We start from the raw sequence: 24,928 nt of genomic DNA, 5'->3' as shown, positions 1-24,928 counted from the left end.
AATTGTCAGGATTTTCAATTCACCTTAAATGAAAAAAGACCGTTAAAACGGTCTTTTTTCAAAAGAATTTTCTAAATCGTCTGATTTAAGACGCAGCTTTTGGTGGATTTAAAACTTGCCAAACATTCCAGCGACCTTGCTTTTCAATTTCTTGAATTAAACGATCAGCAACTTCTGCTTCTTGTGGATATTTAACTTTATAGTTCTTTAAAACCTGAATGGCGTTCTTTTTTTGTTCCATGGCAATATAGTTATTTGCTGCAGAAAGATACGCTTCTTGAACACCGGCTTTCATTGCTTTGTCTAAGTATGGAATCGCTTCACGTTGACCACCACCTTCAGATAAACCAAAACCGAACCAGAAGTTTGCTTCTGCATCATCTTGGTTGATTTTTAAAATACGTTGTGCGTAAGTTAATGATTTAGTTGTGTACACAGAACCCAAATCAAGGTTACGTGCCATCACACTGGCTTTAAATGCACGAACTAAAATATCAAAAGAAGCGTTGTCTTTAGACGCAAGCGTATCTAATTTTTGCGTAACTTCCTTGAGTTTAAGCTCAAACCCTTTGCGTTCTTGGCGTTGAACAAAACGTGGTGGATAGTGACGTGCTTTACCTTCAACAAGCTGTAAGAAATCATCAATTTCAGTAATGTCGATTTCATTGTCACCTGCTAAAGCAGCAAATTTCATCGAACGTTCTTTGCTGTCAACAGTGGGGATAATCAGGCGGTTTTCTTCAAGAGTTAATTGCTTAGATGGGTCGGTTGGGCTAGTTACCACCATCTTAGTCACAGGCTGTGCTGCAGCTTTTTGTAAATTTAATTCAAAAGGAGGTGGTGCATCGTAGTTAAATGGGTTGAGTGCGTAGAAAGGTGGAGTCAGTTCAGGCTCTACAAAAATCATGGCATCTTTAGGTGCATTATTCTTAGTTGGGGCGCTTCCACAAGCGGCAAGGGTTAAAGCAATACAAGCAACTGCCAAGGGCTTAAGCGTCATATGATTCATCCATTAAATTTATTTTATAAAAAAAGCATGTTGGTCAGTCTAAAAAAACTCTGAACAACATGCAAGTTAAAGGCAACTTATTCTGATTGCTTTTGGTTAAGCTTTAGATTGTGAACTTTGCGCTTCGCATTCGCGGCGCACATCTTCAATGATTTTAAGTTCTTCCTGACTAAAAGGTTGTTCATTAAGCTGTTGCTTTTTGAACGTTGGGTCAAGGAGAGATAAACGCTGACACAAATTATTCATACGTTTTTCATTGTGCTGAATACGATCTAACAATACACGCATACCTTCTAACATTGGGTCAGTTTGGTCTTGTGTTGCAGCATACGGTTGGAAACCAATACTTTCTGCATAATCGCGACGACGGGTTTCCGCTTCATCTTTTGGTTTATCTTTGGTGATGAAGCGTGCTGGATTGCCCACAGCAGTAGTATTTGCAGGAACTTCTTTAGTCACGACGGCATTTGAACCGACTTTGGCATTTTTACCCACCGTAAATGGGCCCAAGATCTTTGCACCAGCGCCAACCACTACACCATCTTCCAAAGTTGGGTGACGTTTGCCTTTGTTCCAAGTCGTGCCACCTAAGGTCACACCATGGTAGAGGGTGACATCATCACCAATTTCAGCTGTTTCACCAATCACCACACCCATACCGTGGTCAATAAAGAAACGACGACCGATTTTCGCACCCGGATGAATCTCAATGCCTGTGGCAAAGCGGCTAAAAGAAGACAATAGACGAGCTGAGCCTTTACACTCTTTTTTCCAAAGTTCATGTGCCATACGATGCATGATTAAGGCATGAATTCCTGGATAAGTCGTTAAGACTTCGAGTGTATTTCGTGCAGCAGGATCGCGCGCGAATACAGCCTGTATATCTTCTTTGAGCTGCTTAAGCATTAGATTGATCCTCATTGTCTGTAGATTTTTTCCATGTTCCGTTATTTAATGCCTGTACTCGGCTAAAGATGCCACGTAATAAGTGGTATTCCATACGATCTAATTGTATACGTCCAAATAGGCGGCGCAAGCGTAAAGGTAATAATCTTGGATTTTTTGGATCCATAAATTCAATCTCTGCCAGCATTTTTTCAATATGCGGGTAGAACTGTTCCATCATTTCATGGGTCACCAAAGGTTCATCCCATTCCATATCGATGTCATCGGTAACATGCATATTGGCATCAGGATTTGCAGTTAACTCAGTATGTGCAAGGGCGACCATGCGCATTTCATAGCAAATGACTTGAATCGCTTGGGCAACGTTTAAGACGCCATATTCAGTATTCACTGGAATAGTGACATGGTAGTTGGCCATTGCTAATTCTTCATTGGTCAAACCACGGTCTTCACGGCCAAATACCACGGCAATTTCTTGTTGTTGTTCACAGACTGCTTTGAGAGACATTTCGGCAGCAGGGCGAGCATCAAGTAATGGCCATGGGATGGTACGACTACGCGCACTAGTACCAAAGACAATATGACAATCTTTAATGGCATCTTCTAGTGATTCAACGATTTCAATTTGATCAATTAAATCGACAGCACCGGCAGCTAAGGCATTAATGTCCGGATGCGGGTAAGTCTTCGGTGCAACTAAGACTAACTTTGAAAGTCCCATGGTTTTCATGGCACGTAATGCACTACCAATATTTGCGGGTAATGTTGTGTTCACCATGACAATACGCACATGGGAGAGATGTGCTGAAACCGCAGCATTGTCAGTTTGATTCATGATATTTCCAATATGTTTATTTAAAAAAGCAGTTCAAACAGCGTTTAAACTTTAAGAAAATTGATTGGCTTCTGCTTGGTATAAATCCATGGCATCATCCATGCTCATCCCATCTGGCGGTGGCGGAACCTGCGCAGGAATAGAGGCTTGTTCATAACTTACCGCTTTGGCAGCTTTGGATTTGACATGATATTCGATATGCAAAGATTCTTTGCCGAAGTAGTCACGCAGCTTAGACAGTAATTCATCTAGTGGGGCAACTTTCCAGTTTAAGCCCAAATGAATGTCGGCCGTCGCATATGGATAGTCAATATATAACTGCACAGGTATATGCGTACACATATCGACATTGCAAAAAGGCAGTAAAATATTTTGGATGTCGCGTGATAGCGTTTTACTAAAATGTTCAGGTGTTAATTTAATTTGAATGGCATTGGCACGTTTTTGACGGATTTCATTCAAACTGAAGGCTTTAGTTAAGCGACCCATTGGCCGATCAAAACCTTCACGTTCGTAAATTTCACCTTCAATGACCACCACTTTTTCGTTTTGAATCACATCTTTGAAGCGGTTAAAACGTTCGTGATTCGCAGACACTTCTATACGTGCAGTACCATCATCGAGCGTCACCATCATGCGGTTCGGGAAGTTGGCAATATCGACGACTAGGCCTGCAAATACTGTAGTGACACCACGTCGTGTAGGCGTAAGCTCATTAATGCGCTGTGAAATAAAGGCTTTTAGCTCTGATCGATACACATCGATCGGATGACCTGTTAGATAAAGCCCAAGAGTATCTTTTTCACCTTTAAGACGAACTTCATCTGACCACGGTTTAACAGGTTTAGAAGGTTTACGCTGAACTTCTTCAACTTCACCAAATAAATCCATCATCCCAGTTTCGCGGTTTGTACGGGCTTGGTCAGCCGCTTGTACAGCTTCTGGCAATTGCGCCATCAAGTCAGCGCGTTCTAATCCTAAACAATCCAATGCGCCACCACGAATCAATGCTTCAAGCGTGCGCTTATTGATTTTTTTTAGGTCAATACGATGGCAGAAGTCAAACAGATCTTTATATGGGCCATCTTGGATACGTGAGTCAATCACAGACTGCATGGCAGCTTCACCGACACCCTTGATCGCACCTAAACCATAGACGATGGTTTTTGGATCGCTGGCATGGAAATTATATAAAGACATATTGACCGAAGGTGGCAAGACTTCAAGACCATTAATACGACAGTCATCGATCAAGAACACCACGTTATCGGTATTCTGCATTTCCGAGGTCATCACTGCTGACATAAATTCAGCTGGGAAATGTGCTTTTAACCAAGCGGTTTGATATGCAACAAGAGCGTAGGCTGCGGCATGGGATTTGTTAAAACCATAGCCTGCGAATTTTTCCATATAATCGAAGATATGGTTGGCCGTATCTGCATCAATACCTTTGGTTGCAGCACCTTCAGTAAAGATCTGACGGTGCTTAATCATTTCTTCGACTTTCTTTTTACCCATGGCACGACGAAGTAAATCCGCGCCACCCAAGCTATAGCCAGCACAGAACTGCGCTGCCTGCATTACCTGTTCCTGATACACCATAATGCCGTATGTCGGTTCAAGGACACTTTCTAGTAATGGATGTAAGTATTCAAACTCGCCACCATGCATACGGTAAATAAAGTCAGGAATCAGATCCATCGGGCCTGGACGGTATAAAGACACGAAAGCAATAATTTCTTCGAACTTACTTGGACGTGCCTCTTTCAGCATTTTTTTCATGCCGACGGATTCAAACTGGAAGACTGCTGTGGTGTTTGCTTCTGCGAACACAGCATAGGCAGGTTTGTCATCCAAAGGAATTAAGGAAATATCGACAGGTGTAGTGATATCTGGACGGGCATTAATGTGCTTAATGGCATCTTCGATTACCGTTAAGTTACGTAAGCCCAAGAAGTCGAATTTAACTAGACCTGCAGCTTCCACATCGTCTTTATCGAATTGGGCTACACGGTTAGTTCCATCTGCATCACACAGTACAGCGGAATAGTCGGTTAACTTGGTTGGTGCAATGACCACACCACCGGCGTGTTTACCTGTATTACGGGTAATGCCTTCAAGTTTGAGTGCCATTTCCCAAATTTCGGCTGCATCGTCGTTATCAGGATTTGATGGGTTGGTGACAATATCTTTTAGCTGTGGTTCGGCCTCAATGGATTCTTCCAAACTTAAACCTAAAGGCTTGGTCGGAATCATTTTAGAAATACGGTCAGCCAAACCATAAGATTTACCCAAGACACGGGCTACGTCACGAATTGCACCTTTTGCCGCCATGGTACCGAAAGTTGCAATTTGAGAGACCGCATCTCGACCATAAGTGCGTGCAACATAGTCAATAACACGGTCACGACCTGCAATACAGAAATCGACGTCAAAGTCGGGCATTGATACACGTTCAGGGTTTAAGAAACGCTCGAACAGTAGGTCATAACGTAGTGGGTCAAGGTCAGTAATTTTTAAACTATAGGCAACTAAGGAACCTGCACCCGAACCACGGCCTGGACCAACAGGGACGCCATTACCTTTAGACCATTGAATAAAGTCCATGACAATTAGGAAATAACCTGGGAATTGCATGGTCAGGATGATCCCGACTTCATAAGCCAAACGTTCATCATAAGGCTTACGAATTTCTGGCCAGTCGTCACCACGTTGTTCGACAGGGTACAAATGCGCTAAACGTTCTTCTAAACCTTCTTTTGATAAATGTTCAAAATAGGTGTCAATTGTATGACCTTCAGGAATTGGATAATCGGGAAGGTCATGGAAGCCTAAACGTAGTGACACATTACAGCGTCGCGCAATGTGATAGGTATTTTCTATAGCCGTTGGAATGTCTGCAAACAGCTCCGTCATTTCCTCGGCAGTTTTAAAATACTGTTCAGGACTGTAATTTTTAGGGCGACGATTGTCACCGAGGACATAGCCATCGGCAATACAAACGCGTGCTTCATGTGCCTCGAAATCTTCTTTATGTATAAAATGCACATCGTTATGAGCAACTACACCAATGTTAAATTTCTTCGCAAGTTTTACTGCTTCGTGAATAAAGTCTTCTTCACCCGAGCGCTCAGTTCGTGTAATCGCTAGATAAACACGATTGCCAAATTTTTCGACCCATTCAGCTAACAGGGGTTCAGCTTTTTGCGGGTTAGAAGAGCAAAGCATTTTGCCGACATCACTTTGCATACCCAGTAAAACAATCAAATCTTGGTGTTGATTTAAAATCCAATCTTTTTTTACGCAAGGAATATCAAGCTGTTGACCTGAAATATAACCTTCAGAAACCAACTCTGTTAGACTGCGCCAACCTTTATTGGTCATCGCTAGAAGAGTAGCTTTGTGTTCAGCATCATTCAAACGAATGGTTGAACCAAATATGGGTTTAATGCCTTTATCTAAGCACTTTTTATAGAATTTTACAGCAGCATGTAGATTTGAAAGGTCAGTAATGGCCAGAGCGGGCATTTCATCTGCAGCTGCAGCTTTTACAAGATCAGGTATACGTACAATAGATTCAGTAATGGAAAATTCTGTAAAAATACCAAGATGTACAAAGTGCATAGATGAGTCCCTGCGAAAACAGCTGCTGATTTTAGCATGCTCTGAGATCAAACTTGCGTTTATTGCATGGCTTTATGCAGATTTATAAATTCACTGTTTAATCAATAAACGCTGTATGACAAGCACCATTTAGCAAGCAATACCTTGATTCACTGAAAAGGCAGTTAATTTGCCATTTTTAAAGTTGAAGGCTAGGTTACCAATATAGGGTAAATCATAGTTTTGCGGCTCTTTCAGCAAGGATTTTGCATGAGTCGGTGAGAGTAAAATCACATATGCAACTTCATTGGGATTGGCCAATTTTGCACTTTTGGTAAAGTCTTTTACAAATTGTTGATAGTCATATTGGCTTATCAGATGTTTTGACCCAATTTGAATTTTAACGCGTATTTGAGTGGATTTATCCCATTCCATCCAAACAACCCCTTTGGTTTGTCCAAGTTGGGCGAAGCTGTTTTTATTTTTATAGAATGAATCATTTTTAACTTGAGGATTGTCCTCAGCATAAATTTCAAATTTTAGAAATTTACCTTTTGATGTGACATGAAATTCAGTATTACCAGTACATTCTGAATATTCATATTTTGGCTTCACTGGATTTTTTCTGATTAATGCATTTGCTTTTGATGCAGGCAAGGGTGAGGCTAAGTCAACATCATTTACCTTAATACTAGTGAGATAGTCATAATTAGCAATGGATGCAGATGCTGCTGAAGTGATGAATATCCCCGTTGTGAAAAAAAATTAAGCGGAAAATTTGTGCTGGCAGTGTTGTTTGCATGGGGAATATAAAATTCTATTCTTTTGATATTTTGTACTCATTCAAGTTTTTGGAAACGTAATATTGGAGGTCATATTTTAAATTTTATGGTGTTGCTAATTTGCCGTCAAAATAATTTAAAACTAAAAAAAATTTTGGTTTAATTGCGGCATTAAAAACTAAATTTTAGAATCTAAGAAACTAAAAAGCCCTCCGAAGAGAGCTTAAATATATGAATTATGCAGGCTTAGCGCAGTTTCGATAACCAGTCCCCCAGACTTTGTACGATTTGTACCAAGATCAATAAGACAATGACGGTGATGATGACCACGCTACTATCAAAACGTTGATAACCATAAGAAATGGCAAGATCACCGATACCGCCTGCACCTACTGCACCCGCCATGGCTGTTGCACCAATTAAGCTAATGGTTGCAGTCGTTAAGTTTAAAATTAAAGAGCTACGAGACTCTGGTAGGACAAATTTAGTAATGATTTGCAGCGGAGATGCACCCATCGCTTGAGCAGACTCAATGATGCCGTCATTCACTTCAAGCAACGAAGTTTCAATCAGACGACCAATGTAAGGACCAACATAGATTGTGAGAGGAACAATTGCAGCCCAAGTACCAATTGAAGTACCCACAATGACTTTGGTCAAAGGGATGACCGCAATCAAGAGGATAATAAATGGCAATGAACGCAGCGCATTCACAATCGGGTTCAAACCATGGTAGATGACACGGTTAGGCAAAATGCCTTGTGGACGTGAGACATATAAAATCACGGCCTGGATAAAACCCCAAATACAGCCAAAGAGCATGGCAAAGAACACCATGTGAAAAGTTTCTTGTAGGGCAGTGACGAACTGATCCATGGACAAAGAACTTTTCCAAAAGGGTGCTGTAATTTGAGTCAGCCATTGAACAATTAAATCTCTCATTGCTGAACTCCTGCTTGAGTGACTTCAACGCCATGTTGTTCTAAGAACGCCACCGCTTGTTGAATCAATGCTGCATCACCTAATAGCTGAACGAACATTTGTCCAATCACCGCACCATTAATTTCAGTCATATTGGCAAACAAAATATTCAGGCTAATATCAAACTGTTTAATTACCGCTTGAATGACGGTTTCCTGTGCCGAACTGCCGAGAAATTTTAAACAATAAATGCTGTTATGATTTTGATTTTCTAAATTATTTAAAATATTAACAGGGAGCTGTTGCTGCAATACAGTTTGAATAAAATTTTTGGTTGTATTGTGTTTTGGCTGACTAAAAATCTCTAAGGTTGAGCCATGTTCGATGACTTTCCCTTGTTCCATTACCGCAACATAATCACAAACAGATTCAATCACATCCATTTCATGGGTGACCATGACAATAGTAATGCCTTGTTCTTGATTGATTTTCTTTAATAACGCCAATACCGACTTAGTGGTTTGCGGATCGAGAGCAGATGTTGCTTCATCACACAGTAAAATTTTAGGATGATTGGCAAGCGCACGGGCAATCCCGACACGTTGTTTTTGGCCACCAGAGAGCTCATCTGGATAGGCATTTTTCTTATGTTTTAGGTCAATAAATTCGAGCAACTCTTCTAAACGTTTTTGGCGTTCAGCTTTAGACGCACCTAAAAGTTTAAGCGGCATTTCAATATTTTCTGCAACTGTTTTGGTTTGCAGTAAATTGAAGTGCTGGAAGATCATGCCAATATTGGTTCTTTCTTGACGTAGCTCTGCCGAATTTAAAGCAGTAAAGTCTTTATCATGAATAATAATTTGCCCTTCACTAGGACGTTCTAGCAAATTAATTAAACGGATTAAGGTACTTTTGCCTGCACCACTGTAGCCAATTAGACCGAAAATACAGCCATCTGGAATGTCCAGATTAATCTGATCCAGTGCTGTAACGGTTTGGCCTTTTAGCTCAAAATGCTTGGAGATATTTTTAAATTGGATCATAGCGTCAAAAAAGGTTCAGAAATGAAAAAACAGGCAAAGTAAACTTTGCCTGTTTATTTGAAGAAATTATATTACTATTTTGCTTCAGTGAGGTAGCTAGTTGGTTTGTTTACATCAATTTTAGTACCACCAAAATGTTCATCGATGTAAGTTTTAACTGCTGGAGTGTGATAAAGCGCACCTACTTTTTGTAGTACTGGGTCATTTTGACGGTCAGCAGCAACAGCAAGAATGTTCACGTTCATTTTTGTACTTTGGTCGATTGGCTCATAGTAAACTGCATCTTTCAGTACGTTTAAACCACCTTCCATCGCAAGGGTATTACCCAAAACAATCGCATCAACTTCGTCTTTAACACGAACCGCAGTCGCCATTTGAATTGGTTTGATTACGATTTTCTTCGCATTTTCAGTTATGTCAGCAGGTGTGCCTTTTACATCGTCAAAATCAGCTTTAAGTTTGATTAAGCCAGCAGATTGAAGTAGCAACAATGCACGTGATTCGTTTGCGCCATCATTTGGAATCGCAATTGTTGCACCTGTTTTGAACTCTTCAAGTTTTTTGACTTTGCTTGAATAGATACCCATTGGCTCTAAATAAGTAGTCGAAAGCGGTGCGATTTTATCTTTATTATTGTCATTAAACGCAACCATATAGGCATATGACTGGAATGCATTAACATCAATTTCTTTGTTCGCTACAGCAGTGTTCATAGACACATAGTCAGTAAAGTTTTTCACTTCAAGTTTAATGCCAGCTTCTTTGGTTTCAGGAAGCGTAGCAATATAGCGCCAAATATCAGCATCTGAACCAGTCGAAGCCATGGTAACAGTTTGCACTTCTGCAGTGTCTTTTTGTTGTGCGGCGTCAGTTGCAGGAGCTTCTTGTTTACCACAGCCTGAAAGGCCCACAGATAAACCGAGAACTAATCCTAGGAGCTTTTTCATATATTCACCCGAGTAAATTTATAAAATTAATAAATTCACAAATCATATTATGGAGAGATTTACTTAAGTCTTTTATCAGACAGGCTGATAGATACTTAATAATTTAGAATGCTACACAGACTTATACAATTAGATCTGAGTCTATTTCTAAATGGGAAAAGATAGCAATTGCAAGCTGCTGTAAACAAAAGATTTAATAAAGCAAATCTCTATATTTCGCTAAGCATCATATCAATTTTTTATTATTCAATATAGTGATTTAAAAAGTTATGCTTAGCACCAAAAATGTATATGGAATATGTTTAATTAAATAATTTAATAAGTAAAAACAATATATTATTTATAATTAAACTATTTAAGTACATCATTTATATAAGTTTAGGTCTATATAACAAATTTTAAAATGTATTGCTGAAAAAATGATAAAAATGAAATAAGTCCTGTCATACACAAAATTTGTAACATTCATATGTGAAAATAACGAAGTGCTCCAATCTAATCTGCATTGAAATCTTTATTGATACATTTACAGTTCAACTCTGATTCATGGTTTTTCAAAATCTTAGATCTAAATCTGAGGAAGATTGAATCCGCTACATTGTTTAATATAAGCTGCTTTATAATTGATCATAATAAATTGCTATGTGCGGCACGCTATGTTAAATCAGTTTGATTTCGTCTCAGTTGTAAAAAGCCTACGGTTCATTATCGCGGTAGATCGGTGAGCCACGTTTTAAAAATGGAAGATGGTATCCAAAAAATCTATAGATGTATTTTTGATATCAGAGCAACCCATGACGTTTAAGGTGCATGTGAAAGAACGTGTTGAAATCACATCGGGGTAGTGTGTTGTGCAAATTGGGGAGCAGGTCGAGTTTGTTCAATATACTTCTGGCGAAAGCTTTATTGTTCCACAAGATTCAATTTTTAAAGTGCAATATACCGATGTTGTCGATTATGTATGCCATTTTGATTAAGCATGCTTAGACAGGTTTGCAGTTGCTTGAGCTTATACCTCAAGATGTTTGAATTGCTAGTGATCGATATTGATATTTTTTCTTAACCCCGCACTTAGCGGGGTTTTTTATATGATTTAATGGATAATTTAGTTTTCGTATACGAATTCCTGCGGTAACAAAAATTAAAGTTTTTAACATCATCCATAGCCAATATTTGCCAGAGTTAGAGTTTTGAATTTGCTGTGAATAATTATTTAATTAGCAAAAGGGGATGTGCAAATAATCACTACGCTGTATTTCATACAGCACATGACAGTTTAATGGGTGTTCTGCTGGTACAAGCGGATGATTAAACTCGCGTACTTTTACCATGCCAATGCGCTGCATCACACGTTCCGAAGGCGTATTTAAAATCGCTGTAAATGAAATGACTTTATCTAATCTTAGGTTTCTAAAAGCATATTTGAGTACAGCTTTTGCTCCTTCGGTGGCATAGCCTTGATGCCAGTATTGCGGCAGTAAGCGCCAACCAATTTCTGGTGCATCGGCCATTTCAAACTCAGGGGGATGTACATGTAAGCCGATAAAACCAATAAATTCGCCTGTGGCTTTCAACTCAACGGCATATAAACCCCAACCGCGTGTTTCGATTGCATCACGTAGGCGCTGCATAAATGCAGTCGCTTCGGAAGCATCAAGTTTGTTAGGGAAATAGCGCATGACGTCGTCATCTGCACACATTTGGATAAATGGGGCAGTGTCGGAGTCTTTCCATTGGCGGAGAATGAGGCGAGGGGTTTGGAGTTGATTAGTCATAGTGACAATAGATTATCGTTTGATTGACTCATTTTCTAGTTGATACAGCTCGTTGATTAGTAAAAACTCTCTTTGGAGCTGAGAGAAGGATTTTTTTACTTCACTATGAGCGCGTTGATTGCGATAAGCTTTAAACATATTTACAAATAGTCTGCCTATGGCATTAGAGGCTTCTTCATTTTCTGCCTCCCATTTGAAGGGGGATAACTTATTTTTCTTTACGTCTGAACAAAATGCATCTTCCATTAGTGAGCTAGAGAATTTTTGCGAATTTATTTTTTCTCGAATAATATCTTCTAATCGAGTATACGCAGTCATTATTGATGCATCAGCATCTAAGTTAAACTTAAAAGCTAAATCTATAATTCTCTCGTCAATTAAATTTAATGGCAATTCGCTAGGATAATAGTCATTTATTTTTAAAGGTTCATTAAGCATAAAATCTAAATTGCTAATGTAATCATAAATTGTGTTAGTCTGGCTATAAGAACTATTTAAGAAAGACTCTACGTTACTATCACTTAACGAATTTTGCCTAATGATTTCAAATTCTTTAGTTGATATAAGCAGCTCTTTGATTTCAATTTTATGCCTTTGCAATAGTTTTAAAGCTTTAACAAAACCTTTATAACCTTCTGAGATATAATCTGATCTAAAGCCATATCTAATGAGATAAACAGTTCGATAACCTTTAATAAAAAAACAATGATTATGATCATTAGTTAAAACAAGTGCTCGTTCAACTTGTTCTTCAAATTGTAGAACTAAGGCAATTGCTTCAATGCAATCTTGCGTATAAGGTGTCCCTAAATATTGTATTTCTTCAGATGGTTGATTAAATAAATTAAAGCGCATTTTTAGAAAGTATTTGTTTGATATTTAATTGAATATATCAAAAAACCCCGCACTCAGCGGGGTTTTTCTTAATCTAAAATAGATTAAGCATTTTCACGAGCAATCGCACGGTAACCAATATCTTTACGGTATTGAACGCCGTCAAACGTTACTTTTTGGCACAGCTCTAAAGCTTTCGCTTGCGCTTCGCCAATGGTGTTGCCTAGCGCAGTCACGCAAAGTACACGACCGCCAGCAGTTACAATGTCACCATTTTCAAGTGCTTTAGTACCAGCATGGAACACTTTCGCATCCGCCATTTCAGTGTCTAAACCAGAAATCACATCGCCATTGCTAGACGTTTCAGGGTAGCCCTTAGACGCAAGTACGATACCTACAGTCTTACGCTCATCCCATTCAGCTTCTTTTGGTAAGTTACCTGCAATGCCAGCTTCAACCAAATCAACTAAAGATGATTTTAAACGCATCATAATGGGTTGAGTTTCAGGGTCACCAAAACGACAGTTGAACTCGATCACTTTAGGTTGACCTTGTTCGTCAATCATTAAGCCTGCGTATAAGAAACCTGTATAAACATGACCGTCTTTTTTCATACCTTCAACGGTAGGACGCATCACTTCATTCATGGTTTTTTCAAATACGTCAGAAGTCACAACAGGCGCAGGAGAGTAAGCACCCATACCGCCAGTGTTTGGACCTTGGTCGCCTTCAAATATGCGTTTGTGATCTTGTGAAGTTGCCATCGGTAATATGTTGTCGCCATCAATCATACAAATGAAAGACGCTTCTTCACCAGCAAGGAATTCTTCGATCACAACACGTGAGCCTGCATCACCAAATTTGTTGCCTGCAAGCATGTCATCAATTGCATCGAATGCTTCTTGATTGGTCATGGCAACGATCACGCCTTTACCAGCAGCAAGGCCGTCAGCTTTGATCACGATCGGCGCACCATTTTTTTCAACAAATGCTTTCGCTGCATCTACTTCTGTAAATACATCATAGAAAGCAGTTGGAATGTTGTGGCGTTTTAAGAAGTGCTTAGCAAATGCTTTAGAGCCTTCAAGCTGCGCTGCAAATTGAGTCGGACCCCAAATTTTAACACCAGCTTCGCGGCAAGCATCGACTACACCATTGACTAGTGGTGCTTCTGGACCAACCACGATTAAATCAACTACATTGCTTTTTGCAAAGTCGATAATCGCAGCGTTGTCTAAAATATTTAAGGCAACATTCTCGCATTTATTTTCAGTTGCAGAACCCGCATTGCCCGGTGCTACAAATACTTTTGCAACTTTGTCATCTTGTGCGATTTTCCATGCCAATGCATGTTCACGACCGCCATTACCCAAAACTAAAATATTCATCGGTTCATACTCCATGAATCGAAAATGACATAAAGTCCTCAACCTGAAAGCAGGAGAGGACTTTATGCAAGATTAGAAATCTAGTGTATTAAGCAAAAAAATGTGCTTAATTGTCATGATCAAGTTGCCAACTTAGTGACGGAAGTGACGCATGCCAGTGAAGACCATTGCAATACCAGCTTCATCAGCAGCAGCAATTGTTTCTTCATCACGCATAGAACCACCCGGTTGGATAATGCATTTGATACCTGCTTTCGCAGCGTTATCAATACCATCACGGAATGGGAAGAATGCATCAGATGCCATTACAGCACCTTCAACAACTAAACCAGCATGTTCAGCTTTGATTGCAGCAATACGAGCAGAGTTCACACGGCTCATTTGACCTGCGCCCACACCAATCGTTTGACGGTTTTTAGCATAAACAATTGCGTTTGATTTAACGTATTTCGCAACTTTCCAAGCAAAGATCATGTCATCGATTTCTTGTTCAGTTGGTGCACGTTTAGTCACAACTTTAAGGTCATCTTTTGTGATCATGCCTAAGTCTTGGTCTTGAACCAATAGACCGCCATTTACACGTTTGTAGTCAAGCTGTGCTTTACGCTCAGTGATCGCAGGAAGCTCGCCGCATACAAGTACACGTACGTTTTTCTTCGCGCCAGTCACTTCAAGCACGCCTTCAGCAACGCTAGGAGCAATGATCACTTCAACGAATTGACGGTCAACAATTGCTTGAGCAGTTGCAACATCTAATTCGCGGTTAAATGCAATGATGCCGCCGAATGCAGATTCAGGGTCAGTTGCATAAGCAAGGTCATAAGCCGCTTGGATGCCGTCTAAAGATACTGCTACGCCACATGGGTTTGCGTGTTTTACGATGACACATGCAGGCTTAGCAAATGATTTTACACATTCAAGTGCTGCGTCAGTGTCTGCGATGTTGTTATAAGATAATTCTTTACCTTGAAGTTGTTTCGCAGTAGAAACAGATGCTTCAGTTGCTGTGTCTTCTACATAGAAAGCAGCAGATTGATGCGGGTTTTCACCGTAACGTAAGTCTTGAACTTTGTTCAATTGAGTATTGAAAGTACGCGCAAATTTATCTGCTTGACCTTCTTCCTTACCTACGCGAGCGCCTAAGTAAGATGCAATCATGCCGTCATACTGTGCAGTATGTTCAAATGCTTTAACCGCAAGGTCAAAACGAGTTGCATGTGATAATGCGCCTTCAGCTTTTAACTCTTCAACAACAGTTCCATAGTCAGATGCATTTACTACGATACCTACAGATGCATGGTTTTTCGCAGCAGCACGAACCATAGTCGGACCACCGATGTCGATATTTTCAATCGCATCAGCAAGTGAGCAGTTCGGTTTTGCAACAGTTGCAGCAAACGGATAAAGGTTAACAACTACCAGATCGATTGCATCGATGTTGTGTTCAGCCATCACAGCTTCGTCTAGACCGCGACGAGCTAAGATACCACCATGAATTTTCGGATGTAGCGTTTTTACACGGCCGTCCATCATCTCTGGGAAACCTGTGTGCTCTGAAACTTCAACTACGGCAACATTATTGTCTTTCAACAATTTGTATGTTCCGCCAGTAGATAAAATTTCTACCCCTAGAGCAACAAGTTCTTGTGCAAATTCAACAATTCCAGTCTTGTCAGACACAGAGATTAAAGCGCGTTTAATAGTCATGATCTTCGTCACAGTTTTCAAGGAACAGATTAAAACAAAATTAGCAAAATGCAGGTTAAAAAAAATGCCTGCGGAAGCCGCAAGCATTTTATCATTTATTCACTCATTAAACCGTGAGCTTTCAACTTTTTACGTAAAGTACCACGGTTTAAGCCGAGAATCTCAGCAGCACGGGTTTGATTACCACGTGTATATTCAAGAACTACAGATAGAAGAGGCTTCTCCATTTCCGCCAGCACCATATCGTATACCTGAGATGGTTGCTCGCCTTGCAATTGTGCAAAGTAATGGCGAACTGCGCGATCTACGTGAATACGAAGAGCGACATCAGATTGTGCAGTAAAAATAGGAGATTTGCTATTCATGCGAATTAATCCGAAAAATCAAATATCACTTGGGTAAAGTGATTTGTTAAAAGTGGTCTATAAACTTGAATGAACTCCGTTTTAGTTCCTAATGCGGAGTTCTAAAACTTGTACATTACTTGTAGCTTGACACAACTCGCAAAATTGTTCGAAAAATAAGCGTAACAATAGATTAATAATTGTTACAGCCTAAAAAACAAACAAAAAATCTACTCAATACGCAATAAATATTAAAGCGCACGGTTGGGATTGTATTTGTTGTGAAAAATTAGCGAGGAGTTTGCAGCACAAAGCTTTCGTGGCGCGTATCATACCATTGTCTAGGAAAAAGTGAGCAAGAAAACTGCATTTTTTTTATGTTTTTTTTACTTTTTTAATAGTTTTTTCCAATATTAGGGGCGAATCAACTCAATTGAATAATTATCGAAGCTTTTGCGTGCAATTGGTAGGCTAAATTGGAATTTAAAAGGACTACTTTTTGGGATCCGTTGGATGCCATACAGACTTTTGTCCAAATACTCTTCAGGTAAAAGCGTATAGTTTGCTATTTCAGTACCATTTTCTTTTAGTGAAATTTTCATATTGGGTAAGGCAAGGCTACGGTCATGAAAATTGATCATTTCACCTGTAAAACGTGTTTCATTATTTCCAATGCTACGAATTTTGACTTTTTTGGTACTAATTAAACTGTAATGTTCCTCTAGGCGTGAACAATTGAATACATCACAGACCGCAGTAAATGCAGCACCCATCACTGGACTGTTTTTTAAATATTGTGGATTGAACCAGAAAAACTGGAATATAAGTGCACCAAATAAGAAGGCATTAATACAGAACCACATAAAATAGTTAAGTGGTGTACGCTTTTTATCTTTTTCAGCTTGTTCTGCCCAATTTACTGCAGGAAGGTTGCCGATAGGCTCGGTACTGAAATAATTTAAGTTATTTAAATAAGTTTTTAGATCGATATTAGAGTTTTCGACTTTTTGATCAAATAGTTTTAATAAATGGTGGGTTGGTGTTTCTTCAACAGTCACTGGCGTAAGCGTATTATTAAATTCGCTGACATTAATAATAGTATTGGTATTTTTTTGCGGAGCATTTTCTGGCTCAGGGGTAGAAAAAGACAACGCTTTATCTACCACCAAATGAGACAGTGCATTAAAAGATGTAGAGCACTTTGGGCAACAAACCATGCCCTGAGCGACAGTAAGCTGCGGAACAGTTACTTTATATGTTGTAAAACAAGTAGGGCAGTTAGTTAATTTGTCGCTCATAAGTACACATTTTAAATTTTAATACTGTTGGCGTTTACCCGAAATTCGGCACCATGTTTCGTCACGTTTTTCTACGTCTAATATATCAAAAAATTCAGAATAAACACTAGAAACATCAGAAACTTGCTCTTCAATTACACCTGCAAGTGCGAACTCGCCCTCAGATTTAATTAAAGTTGAGAATTCTGCAGCCAAGGCCATTAGAGGGCCTGCAAGAATATTAGCAACAAACACATCGGCTTTTTGTCCAGCGAGTTCTTGGTTGAACTCTTCAGGTAGGCCTACATACAAATTTTCCAGTACACCATTCAATTCGGCATTTTGTTGTGTTGCTAAAACGGCTTGTGGGTCAATATCAGTGGCATAAACTTTTTTTGCACCCAAAAGTAAAGCGGCAACACCTAAAATACCAGAACCACAACCGTAGTCGATGACGATTTTATCCTTAAGATCAACTTTACCTAACCATTGTAGGCATAAGAATGTTGATGCATGGTTGCCAGTACCAAATGCCAGACCTGGGTCTAGTTTGATGTTTACGGCGTCTGCTTCTGGCGCTTCCATCCATTCTGGTACGATCCAGTATTTTTCACCAATTTGGATAGGCTCGTAAGCATCCATCCATGTGCGTTCCCATTCTTGGTCTTCAATGAATTCGCTACGCATTGGTGCTTCAGGAAGTTGAGCTTTAATAAATGTTTCTAATGCAGCTACATCAATTTCTTCATCATCTTCTTGTGCATATATACCAGTTACGATCACTTTATTCCAAAGTGGTGTTTCACCTGGAAGTGGTTCAAGTAAATCCTGATTTTCTGCATCATCTAGCGTGACACTGACTGCACCTAAAGAACTGAGCAGCGTTTCAGTGTAATCAACTTGAGCTTTTTCAACAGTAATATGAATTTGTAACCACTTCACGGACATAACCTAAATGAGTTTTATAAAAAGCTATTGTAACGGAACTCGGCAACTTGCAGCTAGCGATTATCAAAATTGACCAAAAATAAAAGGATGCACGTGGCATCCTTTTAACTTTTCAGTGCCTTAACTTTTAATTGTTTCAGTTGTAGTTGTCGAGAGCGGTGCAAAACGTGTAATTAGGAAGCCAAATACAGCGGCAAAGATGTACATAAAGATTGAATACACTGCCGCAGGCATTGCAACTGCAGAGCTGGCCATCACCGTTAAGGCGATGGTCATGGCTAACGTACTGTTATGAATGCCGATTTCAAATGCACAAGCACGTGCCTGAGCACTATTGATGCCGAATAGTCTCGGAACAAAATAACCGATACATAGGCTGAAGATGCAGAATAGAACCGTTGCTAAGCCAACTTGAGTTAGATAAGCCGCAATATTATGTCGTTCAGAGTAAATAGCACCAATAATTATTAAGATGAGAAAGACCACAGCAAAGATGCGGAGTGGTTTATGCAGTTTCTCAGTCAGTTTAGGCGCATAGTGACGAAGCAGCATGCCTATACAGACGGGGATGATAATGATGCCGAAAACTTGGAGGATTTTTCCGAATTGCAGGCTAATCTGTTGGCCTTCTTGCATGAAGTGCATGATCGAAAAATTCACGATCAATGGAAGGGTTAATGCTGCAATGACAGAGTTGATGGCGGTCAGGGTAATATTTAAAGCCAAGTCACCTTTAAATAGATAGCTAAATAAGTTCGCTGTACTACCACCAGGTGAGGCTGCGAGTAGCATCAATCCGACTGCAAGCAGTGGTGGCAAGGCCAGCAGTTTACATAATAAAAAGGCAACGCCGACAAGTAACACGAGTTGGCAGAATAAAGCGATTAACACGGCTTTAGGATGTTTGGTGACACGTGCGAAATCTTTGGGGGTAAGTTCTAGCCCAAGCCCGATCATAATAAAGGCCAGTGCTAATGGCAAAAGAACCGTAATAATTCCAGAATCCATCGTACTTATTCTCCTTGAGCATATTTAATGGTGTTTCACCAAAGTCCTTATGGTGATTGCGTTAGAAAAAATAGTTTAGGTTTTCACTTGTTGAATCAAGTGACTGCCACGGCGCGTCAAAATAAAACCAAATAAGGTCGCCAATAAATACATAAAAATAGAATAAACACCGGCAGGTATCGCCACTGTGGTGTTTTCAAGCACACTCAGTGCGATGGTTAGCGCGATACTGGTGTTATGAATACCAATCTCAAAGGTACACGCACGAGCCTGCTTTTCAGGCACATCCGAGAGGAATGGAATTAAGTAACCCAAAAATAGTCCACTGAAACAGAGTAAACAGGTTGCAATGCCGACGCTGGCAAAATACGTAATAATGTTGGATTGTTCACGCAAAACTGCGAGTGTAAAGATAAGAATTAATAAGAAAATAGACAACATTCGCATCGGCTTGTTGACGTGATATGCAATGGTCGGAAAGGAGTTTCGAATAAACATACCGAAACATACCGGTATCAAAATAATCAGAAATACATGGGTGATCTTATCGATAGGCATACCAATACTGGTACTTTCACCAACAAAATGCAAAATGGATAGATTGACGATAAAAGGCAATGTAAAGCACGATACAACTGAGTTAATGGCCGTTAAGCTAATGTTTAAAGCAATATCACCTTTATATAGGTAGCTAAAAAGGTTTGCTGTGGGGCCACCGGGTGAAGCCGCAAGCAACATGAGCCCAACCGCGAGTAAAGGGGGTAACTCAAGCAACTTACACAGGAAAAACGCAATGCTGGTCAGTAGAATAAGCTGAGTAAATAAAGCGATGAAAATAACTTTTGGATAGCGTCCAACGCGTAAAAAGTCTTTGACTGAAAGTTCAAGTCCCAAACCCATCATCATGATGGCTAAAGCAATGGGCAGAAAAAATGCAAATAATCCCGAATCCATGGAATTTCCTGATATTTTTATCCTTATAGTGTTTTTGAGTTTATCTCAGTTTGATAAATAAGCAATAAATAAAAGCGAGTAAAAACTGATGTTTTACCCGCTTTATTTTTGATCTGTTAATTGGTCGATATTTTCATTGACAACTGTTTATTTAGGACGAGGGGGAGTGAACCCTAAAGCACATTTTCCTTTAATTTCTTGTCCATTAATCGTTGCAGTAGTGGCTTTTGCATCTGCACTACATGTGCTTAATAATTCGGCTTCTTCGCCATGAAGATTTGCATTTTTGGACGAGCTAAAAAATTGTGGTTCGCAAGTACCATTCCAGATAATACCACGATAGGCAAATGATACTTGAGCGCCTTGGCTTTTACCTTTACAGACTTGTTGATATCGCTGTGCATCATACACTTTCTCAACTTTATCATTGGCTGAGGCAGCAAGTGGTGATAAACATAAACCGCATAAAACCGTGGATAGCAAAATATTCTTATTCATGCTTATAGTCCTTATGATTCTCATGGGATCTATAACAGAATAAAAAATCATCAGAATAAAACAACAATCTTCGAGTAACATTTGCTTGAGAAATGTATATTTTTATGTGGAATATGCAAAGTATGTATGTTCATAAAGAAATATATAGGCATAAAGCAGTAGCCAATAACAATAAAATCGAGTTAATCAGTCAACTTATCGGTGAATTTTTGCTATAATCTTCCGTCATCCTTTTTTAATCTCCTTTACCACTATGCATTATCCTAAAGTTTACGATGTCATTGTTATCGGCGGCGGTCACGCGGGTACTGAGGCAGCTCTTGCTGCGGCACGTATGGGTCGACAGACTTTACTCTTAACTCATAATATTGAGACTTTAGGGCAGATGAGCTGTAACCCAGCCATTGGTGGTATTGGTAAATCACATTTAGTCCGCGAAATTGATGCGCTTGGCGGTGCAATGGCATTGGCTGCTGACAAAGGTGGTATTCAATTCCGTATTTTAAACTCACGTAAAGGTGCGGCTGTTCGTGCGACTCGCGCACAGGCTGACCGTATTCGTTATAAAGCTGCGATTCGTGAAACCCTCGAAAATCAAGCGAACTTGGATATTTTCCAACAAGCAGCTGATGACCTTATTGTTGAAGGCGATACCGTTAAAGGTGTAGTCACCCAAATGGGTATTCGCTTTGATGCGAAAACTGTTGTATTGACTACAGGTACATTCTTGGGTGGAGTGATCCACGTAGGTCTAAATAATGCTTCAGGCGGTCGTGCGGGCGATCCTCCTTCAATTTCATTGGCTGCGCGCCTTCGTGAATTGAACTTACCTGTAGGTCGTTTAAAAACAGGTACACCGCCACGTATCGATGCGCGATCAGTTGATTTCTCTGTAATGACGCCACAGCCGGGTGATTTCCCATCTCCGACTATGTCATTCATGGGTGATGTGTCGATGCATCCTGAGCAAATCAATTGCTATATCACACATACCAACGAGAAAACTCACGATATCATTCGTGGCGGCTTAGACCGTTCACCAATGTATACTGGTGTGATTGAAGGTGTGGGTCCACGTTACTGCCCATCGATTGAAGATAAAATTCATAAATTTGCCGATAAAGATTCGCATCAAGTGTTCTTGGAACCTGAAGGTCTAGATACACATGAGCTTTATCCAAACGGTATTTCAACTTCTTTACCATTCGATGTTCAGTTTGAATTGGTTCGCTCGATTCGTGGTATGGAAAATGCGCACATTTTGCGTCCGGGTTATGCGATTGAGTATGATTATTTCAACCCACAATCATTGAAATTCTCTTTAGAAACCAAATCGATTAATAACCTGTATTTTGCGGGTCAAATTAACGGTACAACAGGTTATGAAGAAGCAGGTGCGCAAGGTTTGCTTGCAGGCTTAAACGCAGCACGTCGTGCATGGGATCAAGAGCAATGGACACCAAAACGTGATGAAGCGTACATGGGTGTATTGGTTGATGACTTGATTACTCTTGGTACTAAAGAACCGTACCGTATGTTCACTTCGCGTGCGGAATACCGTTTGATGTTGCGTGAAGACAATGCGGATCAGCGTTTAACAGCCATTGGCCGTGAAATGGGTCTGGTCGATGATGCGCGTTGGGATTCGTTCTGCCAAAAAATGGAAGCTGTAGAAACGGAGAAAGGTCGTTTACAACACCTTTGGGCAGCGCCAAACAATCCACTAGGCAAAAAATTCGTTGAAATGACTGGCGATGACCTGTCAAAAGAAACCAATGCAATTGATTTGCTCAAACGTCCAAATATCAATTTCTCTCAAATTGCTGAATTGACGGGTTCTGAAGTTTCAGCATTTGTGGGTGAGCAAATTGAAATTGCTGTGAAATATGCAGGTTATATTAACCGTCAGCAAGAAGATGTTGCGCAAATGAAGCGTTTGGAAGATACGCGTATTCCAGCTGATTTTGATTATGATGTCGTTTCTGGTCTTTCACGTGAAATCACCATGAAGCTGAAAAATGTATTGCCTGAAACATTGGCACAAGCAAGTCGTATTCCGGGTGTTACACCTGCGGCTGTTCAATTGGTAATGATTACGATTCGTAAGAATAACCAAGCGAAAAAATCTGCATAAGATTTTGAGTTAAACAAAAAACCCGCTCAGTTGCGGGTTTTTTTATTGCTTAAAAAATATTGGCTATTGGTATTTGATCGGATTAAATGAATATTTTGATCATCATTAGTTTTAGCTATGGTTTGATTATTAAAATCTTTCATAAACTTAAGTGATTGATAATGAATTATAAATACAAAAAATAAGATCTAAAAACTATTGATATACAAAGTTTTAGGTCTTAATGGTGGGCTTTTGGTCGTGTGAATTCCGACCTTTGTAGTGGTATTTATTCTACCCAATAAAGCCGAAACTTCAGGGCATGGCGTACAAGTGAGTTTACGCTACATGAATGGAGTTCGATTATGGCAAATCAACAATCGGGAAAAATGCAAAAATTTCTAACGGTATTTTTGTGTTTCTGGGTAGCATTTTTTGAAGGTTTTGACCTGCAAGCGCCCGGTATCGCAGCAAAAGGAATCGCAGCGACATTTTCCTTAGATCAAGTGCAAATGGGTTATGTGTTTAGCTTAGGTGTGTTTGGTATGTTATTTGGCGCGTTCTTTGGGGGGCGTGTCGCTGACTATTTGGGACAGAAGAAAGTCCTGATGCTGTCGATTTTTATCTTCGGTGTATTTATGTCTATCACGGCAGTTGCACCAAGTATTGAAATTTTATATATCGCACGATTCTTTACAGGTTTAGGTTTGGGTGCTGCGATGCCAACGATGATCTCGGTGGTGGGTGATGAAGCGACGGATGCTAACCGTGGGCGCTTAAATAGTTTGATGTACTGTGGCTTACCCGTAGGTGCAATCTTTGTTGCTGGCTTGGGTATTGTTTTTAAAGATATCTCATGGCATACACTATTTTTAATTGGTGGTTTAACGCCTTTAATCTTGATTCCATTCATGGCGATTATCTTAAAAGATAAGCGTACAGAAAAAGTTCAGGCAGAAACCAAAGAAGCTGTTCCAGCGATGGGGCAAATCCTGTTTGCTGAACAGCGTTATAAATATACATTGCCGCTTTGGTTGAGTTTCTTCTTTACCTTAATGGTAAACTATATTCTGATCAGTTGGTTGCCTAACTTGCTTATGGGGCAAGGGCTGGAAAAGCAACAAGCTTTCATGATCATGTTGATGTTCCAAGTGGGCGCAGTGATTGGTACGCTGGGTTTAGGCTACTTGCTTGATCGCCTAAAATTATGGCAAATGGCAGTGATTATCTATTCAGGTTTGTTTGTAGCATTGTTTGTACTGTTCACAACAAATTCCATTCCTGTACTTATCGCAGCAGGCATCATGGGCGGGATTTTCTCTACAGGTGGTCAATCGATTTTGTATGGGATCTCTCCAATTTTCTATACACCAGCTGGGAAAGTAACAGGTGTGGGGAGTGCGATTTCATGGGGTCGTTTGGGTGCAATGACAGGTCCATTACTCACAGGTAAGATTTTGGTGCTAGGTCTAGGAACGACAGGTATTTTAATTGCAAGTGCGCCGGGTATTGCTTTGTCAGCTATCGCAGTGGCTGCATTGTCAGCCTATAAGTCATCCCTTAAGAAATAATCGAAATCAGTCATATTTAAAGGAGCTACGGCTCCTTTTTTATTGAATAAATATCTTTAGCTGAAACTAAGTTTTGTTAGAATAAATCTAATATTTATGAATAAATTTACTTCTATGTCTTATCAATTGATCGAACTTGATATTTCTCCTTCAGACAACATTCAGTGTCCACATTGCCAGCAGCAAGTGATTGATTGGTCAGAAGAGCAGTATGTGCAGCCTTGTGAGCATGTGTTGTTTATTGCAATGGATATTGGTTTTGAGTTTATTACCGATGAATTTGAGCAAACCATGCAGCATACAGTCGATGACTTGCATGCCAATGATGATCAATATCATATGTTTACTGAAATTACCGCCTCGAGCTTCCCTGAGTTTCTGATTTATAAGTCTGATTTAGGGGTGGAAGGTTATTCACGTTATGTCGGCTTTACGGCATAAAATATTGCTAAAAAATCTCAAAAT

At 39.8% G+C, this 24,928-nt stretch carries 22 protein-coding genes; 4 read left to right on the top strand and 18 right to left on the bottom strand.

The features are described from left to right. Positions 1-85: 85 nt before the first annotated feature. From AVJ20_RS00720 to AVJ20_RS00685, 8 genes are all read right to left on the bottom strand, one after another. Entirely contained in the window at positions 86-1,000 is a 915-nt protein-coding gene (locus AVJ20_RS00720) for an ABUW_2363 family tetratricopeptide repeat lipoprotein (protein ID WP_078193555.1), read from the bottom strand. 105 nt (positions 1,001-1,105) lie between these two features. After that, a complete protein-coding gene (gene cysE / locus AVJ20_RS00715; protein ID WP_111883774.1) occupies positions 1,106-1,915 on the bottom strand; it encodes a serine O-acetyltransferase in 810 nt (269 codons plus the stop codon). Further along, positions 1,908-2,750: an RNA methyltransferase gene (locus tag AVJ20_RS00710; RefSeq protein ID WP_111883773.1), complete on the bottom strand. Its 843-nt coding sequence runs from the start codon at positions 2,748-2,750 to the stop codon at positions 1,908-1,910. The genes cysE and AVJ20_RS00710 overlap by 8 nt, the downstream gene beginning before the upstream one ends. A gap of 51 nt (positions 2,751-2,801) precedes the next feature. Next, entirely contained in the window at positions 2,802-6,374 is a 3,573-nt protein-coding gene (gene dnaE, locus AVJ20_RS00705; protein WP_111883772.1) for a DNA polymerase III subunit alpha, read from the bottom strand. 129 nt (positions 6,375-6,503) lie between these two features. After that, positions 6,504-6,968, bottom strand: a complete 465-nt coding sequence (locus AVJ20_RS00700) for a hypothetical protein (protein WP_228157133.1) — start codon at positions 6,966-6,968, stop codon at positions 6,504-6,506. Between the two features lie 413 nt (positions 6,969-7,381). After that, positions 7,382-8,077, bottom strand: a complete 696-nt coding sequence (locus AVJ20_RS00695) for a methionine ABC transporter permease (RefSeq protein ID WP_111883770.1) — start codon at positions 8,075-8,077, stop codon at positions 7,382-7,384. Continuing rightward, positions 8,074-9,099 (bottom strand): methionine ABC transporter ATP-binding protein, encoded by a 1,026-nt coding sequence (locus AVJ20_RS00690; RefSeq protein ID WP_111883769.1) that lies wholly within the window; start codon positions 9,097-9,099, stop codon positions 8,074-8,076. Before AVJ20_RS00690 ends, AVJ20_RS00695 begins: the two co-directional genes overlap by 4 nt. A gap of 74 nt (positions 9,100-9,173) precedes the next feature. Then, the gene (locus tag AVJ20_RS00685; RefSeq protein WP_111883768.1) at positions 9,174-10,046 is read right to left on the bottom strand and encodes a MetQ/NlpA family ABC transporter substrate-binding protein; all 873 of its coding nucleotides are present in this window, start codon (positions 10,044-10,046) and stop codon (positions 9,174-9,176) included. 851 nt (positions 10,047-10,897) lie between these two features. Here AVJ20_RS00685 and AVJ20_RS18945 point away from each other — a divergent pair. Continuing rightward, a complete protein-coding gene (locus tag AVJ20_RS18945) occupies positions 10,898-11,023 on the top strand; it encodes a pyrimidine/purine nucleoside phosphorylase (RefSeq protein WP_416240528.1) in 126 nt (41 codons plus the stop codon). A gap of 240 nt (positions 11,024-11,263) precedes the next feature. Here the strand turns inward: AVJ20_RS18945 and AVJ20_RS00675 are convergent, their stop codons facing one another. The 10 genes from AVJ20_RS00675 to AVJ20_RS00630 form a co-directional block, all read right to left on the bottom strand. Continuing rightward, entirely contained in the window at positions 11,264-11,821 is a 558-nt protein-coding gene (locus tag AVJ20_RS00675; RefSeq protein ID WP_111883767.1) for a GNAT family N-acetyltransferase, read from the bottom strand. A 12-nt stretch (positions 11,822-11,833) separates the two neighbouring features. Then, complete coding sequence (locus AVJ20_RS00670; protein WP_111883766.1) at positions 11,834-12,676, bottom strand: TIGR02391 family protein; 843 nt, start codon at positions 12,674-12,676, stop codon at positions 11,834-11,836. Between the two features lie 83 nt (positions 12,677-12,759). Beyond that, positions 12,760-14,043, bottom strand: a complete 1,284-nt coding sequence (purD, locus tag AVJ20_RS00665) for a phosphoribosylamine--glycine ligase (protein ID WP_111883875.1) — start codon at positions 14,041-14,043, stop codon at positions 12,760-12,762. A gap of 132 nt (positions 14,044-14,175) precedes the next feature. Next, on the bottom strand, positions 14,176-15,750 hold the full coding sequence (purH, locus tag AVJ20_RS00660; RefSeq protein WP_111883874.1) for a bifunctional phosphoribosylaminoimidazolecarboxamide formyltransferase/IMP cyclohydrolase: 1,575 nt from the start codon (positions 15,748-15,750) through the stop codon (positions 14,176-14,178). 95 nt (positions 15,751-15,845) lie between these two features. Then, positions 15,846-16,115 carry a DNA-binding transcriptional regulator Fis gene (gene fis, locus AVJ20_RS00655; RefSeq protein WP_001086304.1) on the bottom strand — a complete coding sequence of 90 codons (270 nt, stop codon included), beginning with the start codon at positions 16,113-16,115 and terminating at the stop codon, positions 15,846-15,848. Positions 16,116-16,507: 392 nt separating this feature from the next. Further along, a complete protein-coding gene (locus AVJ20_RS00650) occupies positions 16,508-17,392 on the bottom strand; it encodes a DUF3426 domain-containing protein (RefSeq protein ID WP_111883765.1) in 885 nt (294 codons plus the stop codon). An 18-nt stretch (positions 17,393-17,410) separates the two neighbouring features. Continuing rightward, on the bottom strand, positions 17,411-18,313 hold the full coding sequence (prmA, locus tag AVJ20_RS00645) for a 50S ribosomal protein L11 methyltransferase (protein ID WP_078188734.1): 903 nt from the start codon (positions 18,311-18,313) through the stop codon (positions 17,411-17,413). A gap of 126 nt (positions 18,314-18,439) precedes the next feature. Beyond that, on the bottom strand, positions 18,440-19,327 hold the full coding sequence (locus tag AVJ20_RS00640) for a bile acid:sodium symporter family protein (protein ID WP_111883764.1): 888 nt from the start codon (positions 19,325-19,327) through the stop codon (positions 18,440-18,442). Between the two features lie 75 nt (positions 19,328-19,402). Beyond that, entirely contained in the window at positions 19,403-20,281 is an 879-nt protein-coding gene (locus AVJ20_RS00635; RefSeq protein WP_111883763.1) for a bile acid:sodium symporter family protein, read from the bottom strand. Positions 20,282-20,428: 147 nt separating this feature from the next. Continuing rightward, positions 20,429-20,779, bottom strand: coding sequence for a hypothetical protein (locus tag AVJ20_RS00630; RefSeq protein WP_078188731.1), 351 nt, complete (start codon positions 20,777-20,779; stop codon positions 20,429-20,431). Between the two features lie 253 nt (positions 20,780-21,032). On the opposite strand from AVJ20_RS00630, the gene mnmG reads away from it, so the two are divergent. The 3 genes from mnmG to AVJ20_RS00615 all read left to right on the top strand — a co-directional run bounded on the left by mnmG (position 21,033) and on the right by AVJ20_RS00615 (position 24,904). Further along, positions 21,033-22,913, top strand: a complete 1,881-nt coding sequence (gene mnmG / locus AVJ20_RS00625; protein ID WP_111883762.1) for a tRNA uridine-5-carboxymethylaminomethyl(34) synthesis enzyme MnmG — start codon at positions 21,033-21,035, stop codon at positions 22,911-22,913. Positions 22,914-23,257: 344 nt separating this feature from the next. Beyond that, on the top strand, positions 23,258-24,463 hold the full coding sequence (mhpT, locus tag AVJ20_RS00620; protein WP_111883761.1) for a 3-(3-hydroxy-phenyl)propionate transporter MhpT: 1,206 nt from the start codon (positions 23,258-23,260) through the stop codon (positions 24,461-24,463). Positions 24,464-24,577: 114 nt separating this feature from the next. Further along, on the top strand, positions 24,578-24,904 hold the full coding sequence (locus AVJ20_RS00615; protein ID WP_078193710.1) for a hypothetical protein: 327 nt from the start codon (positions 24,578-24,580) through the stop codon (positions 24,902-24,904). The last annotated feature ends 24 nt before the right edge of the window (positions 24,905-24,928 follow it).

The sequence above is a fragment of the Acinetobacter sp. CFCC 11171 genome, assembly GCF_003268405.1.
In the GTDB taxonomy this organism is placed as follows: domain Bacteria; phylum Pseudomonadota; class Gammaproteobacteria; order Pseudomonadales; family Moraxellaceae; genus Acinetobacter; species Acinetobacter amyesii.
This window is presented reverse-complemented; position numbering and strand designations above follow the sequence as displayed.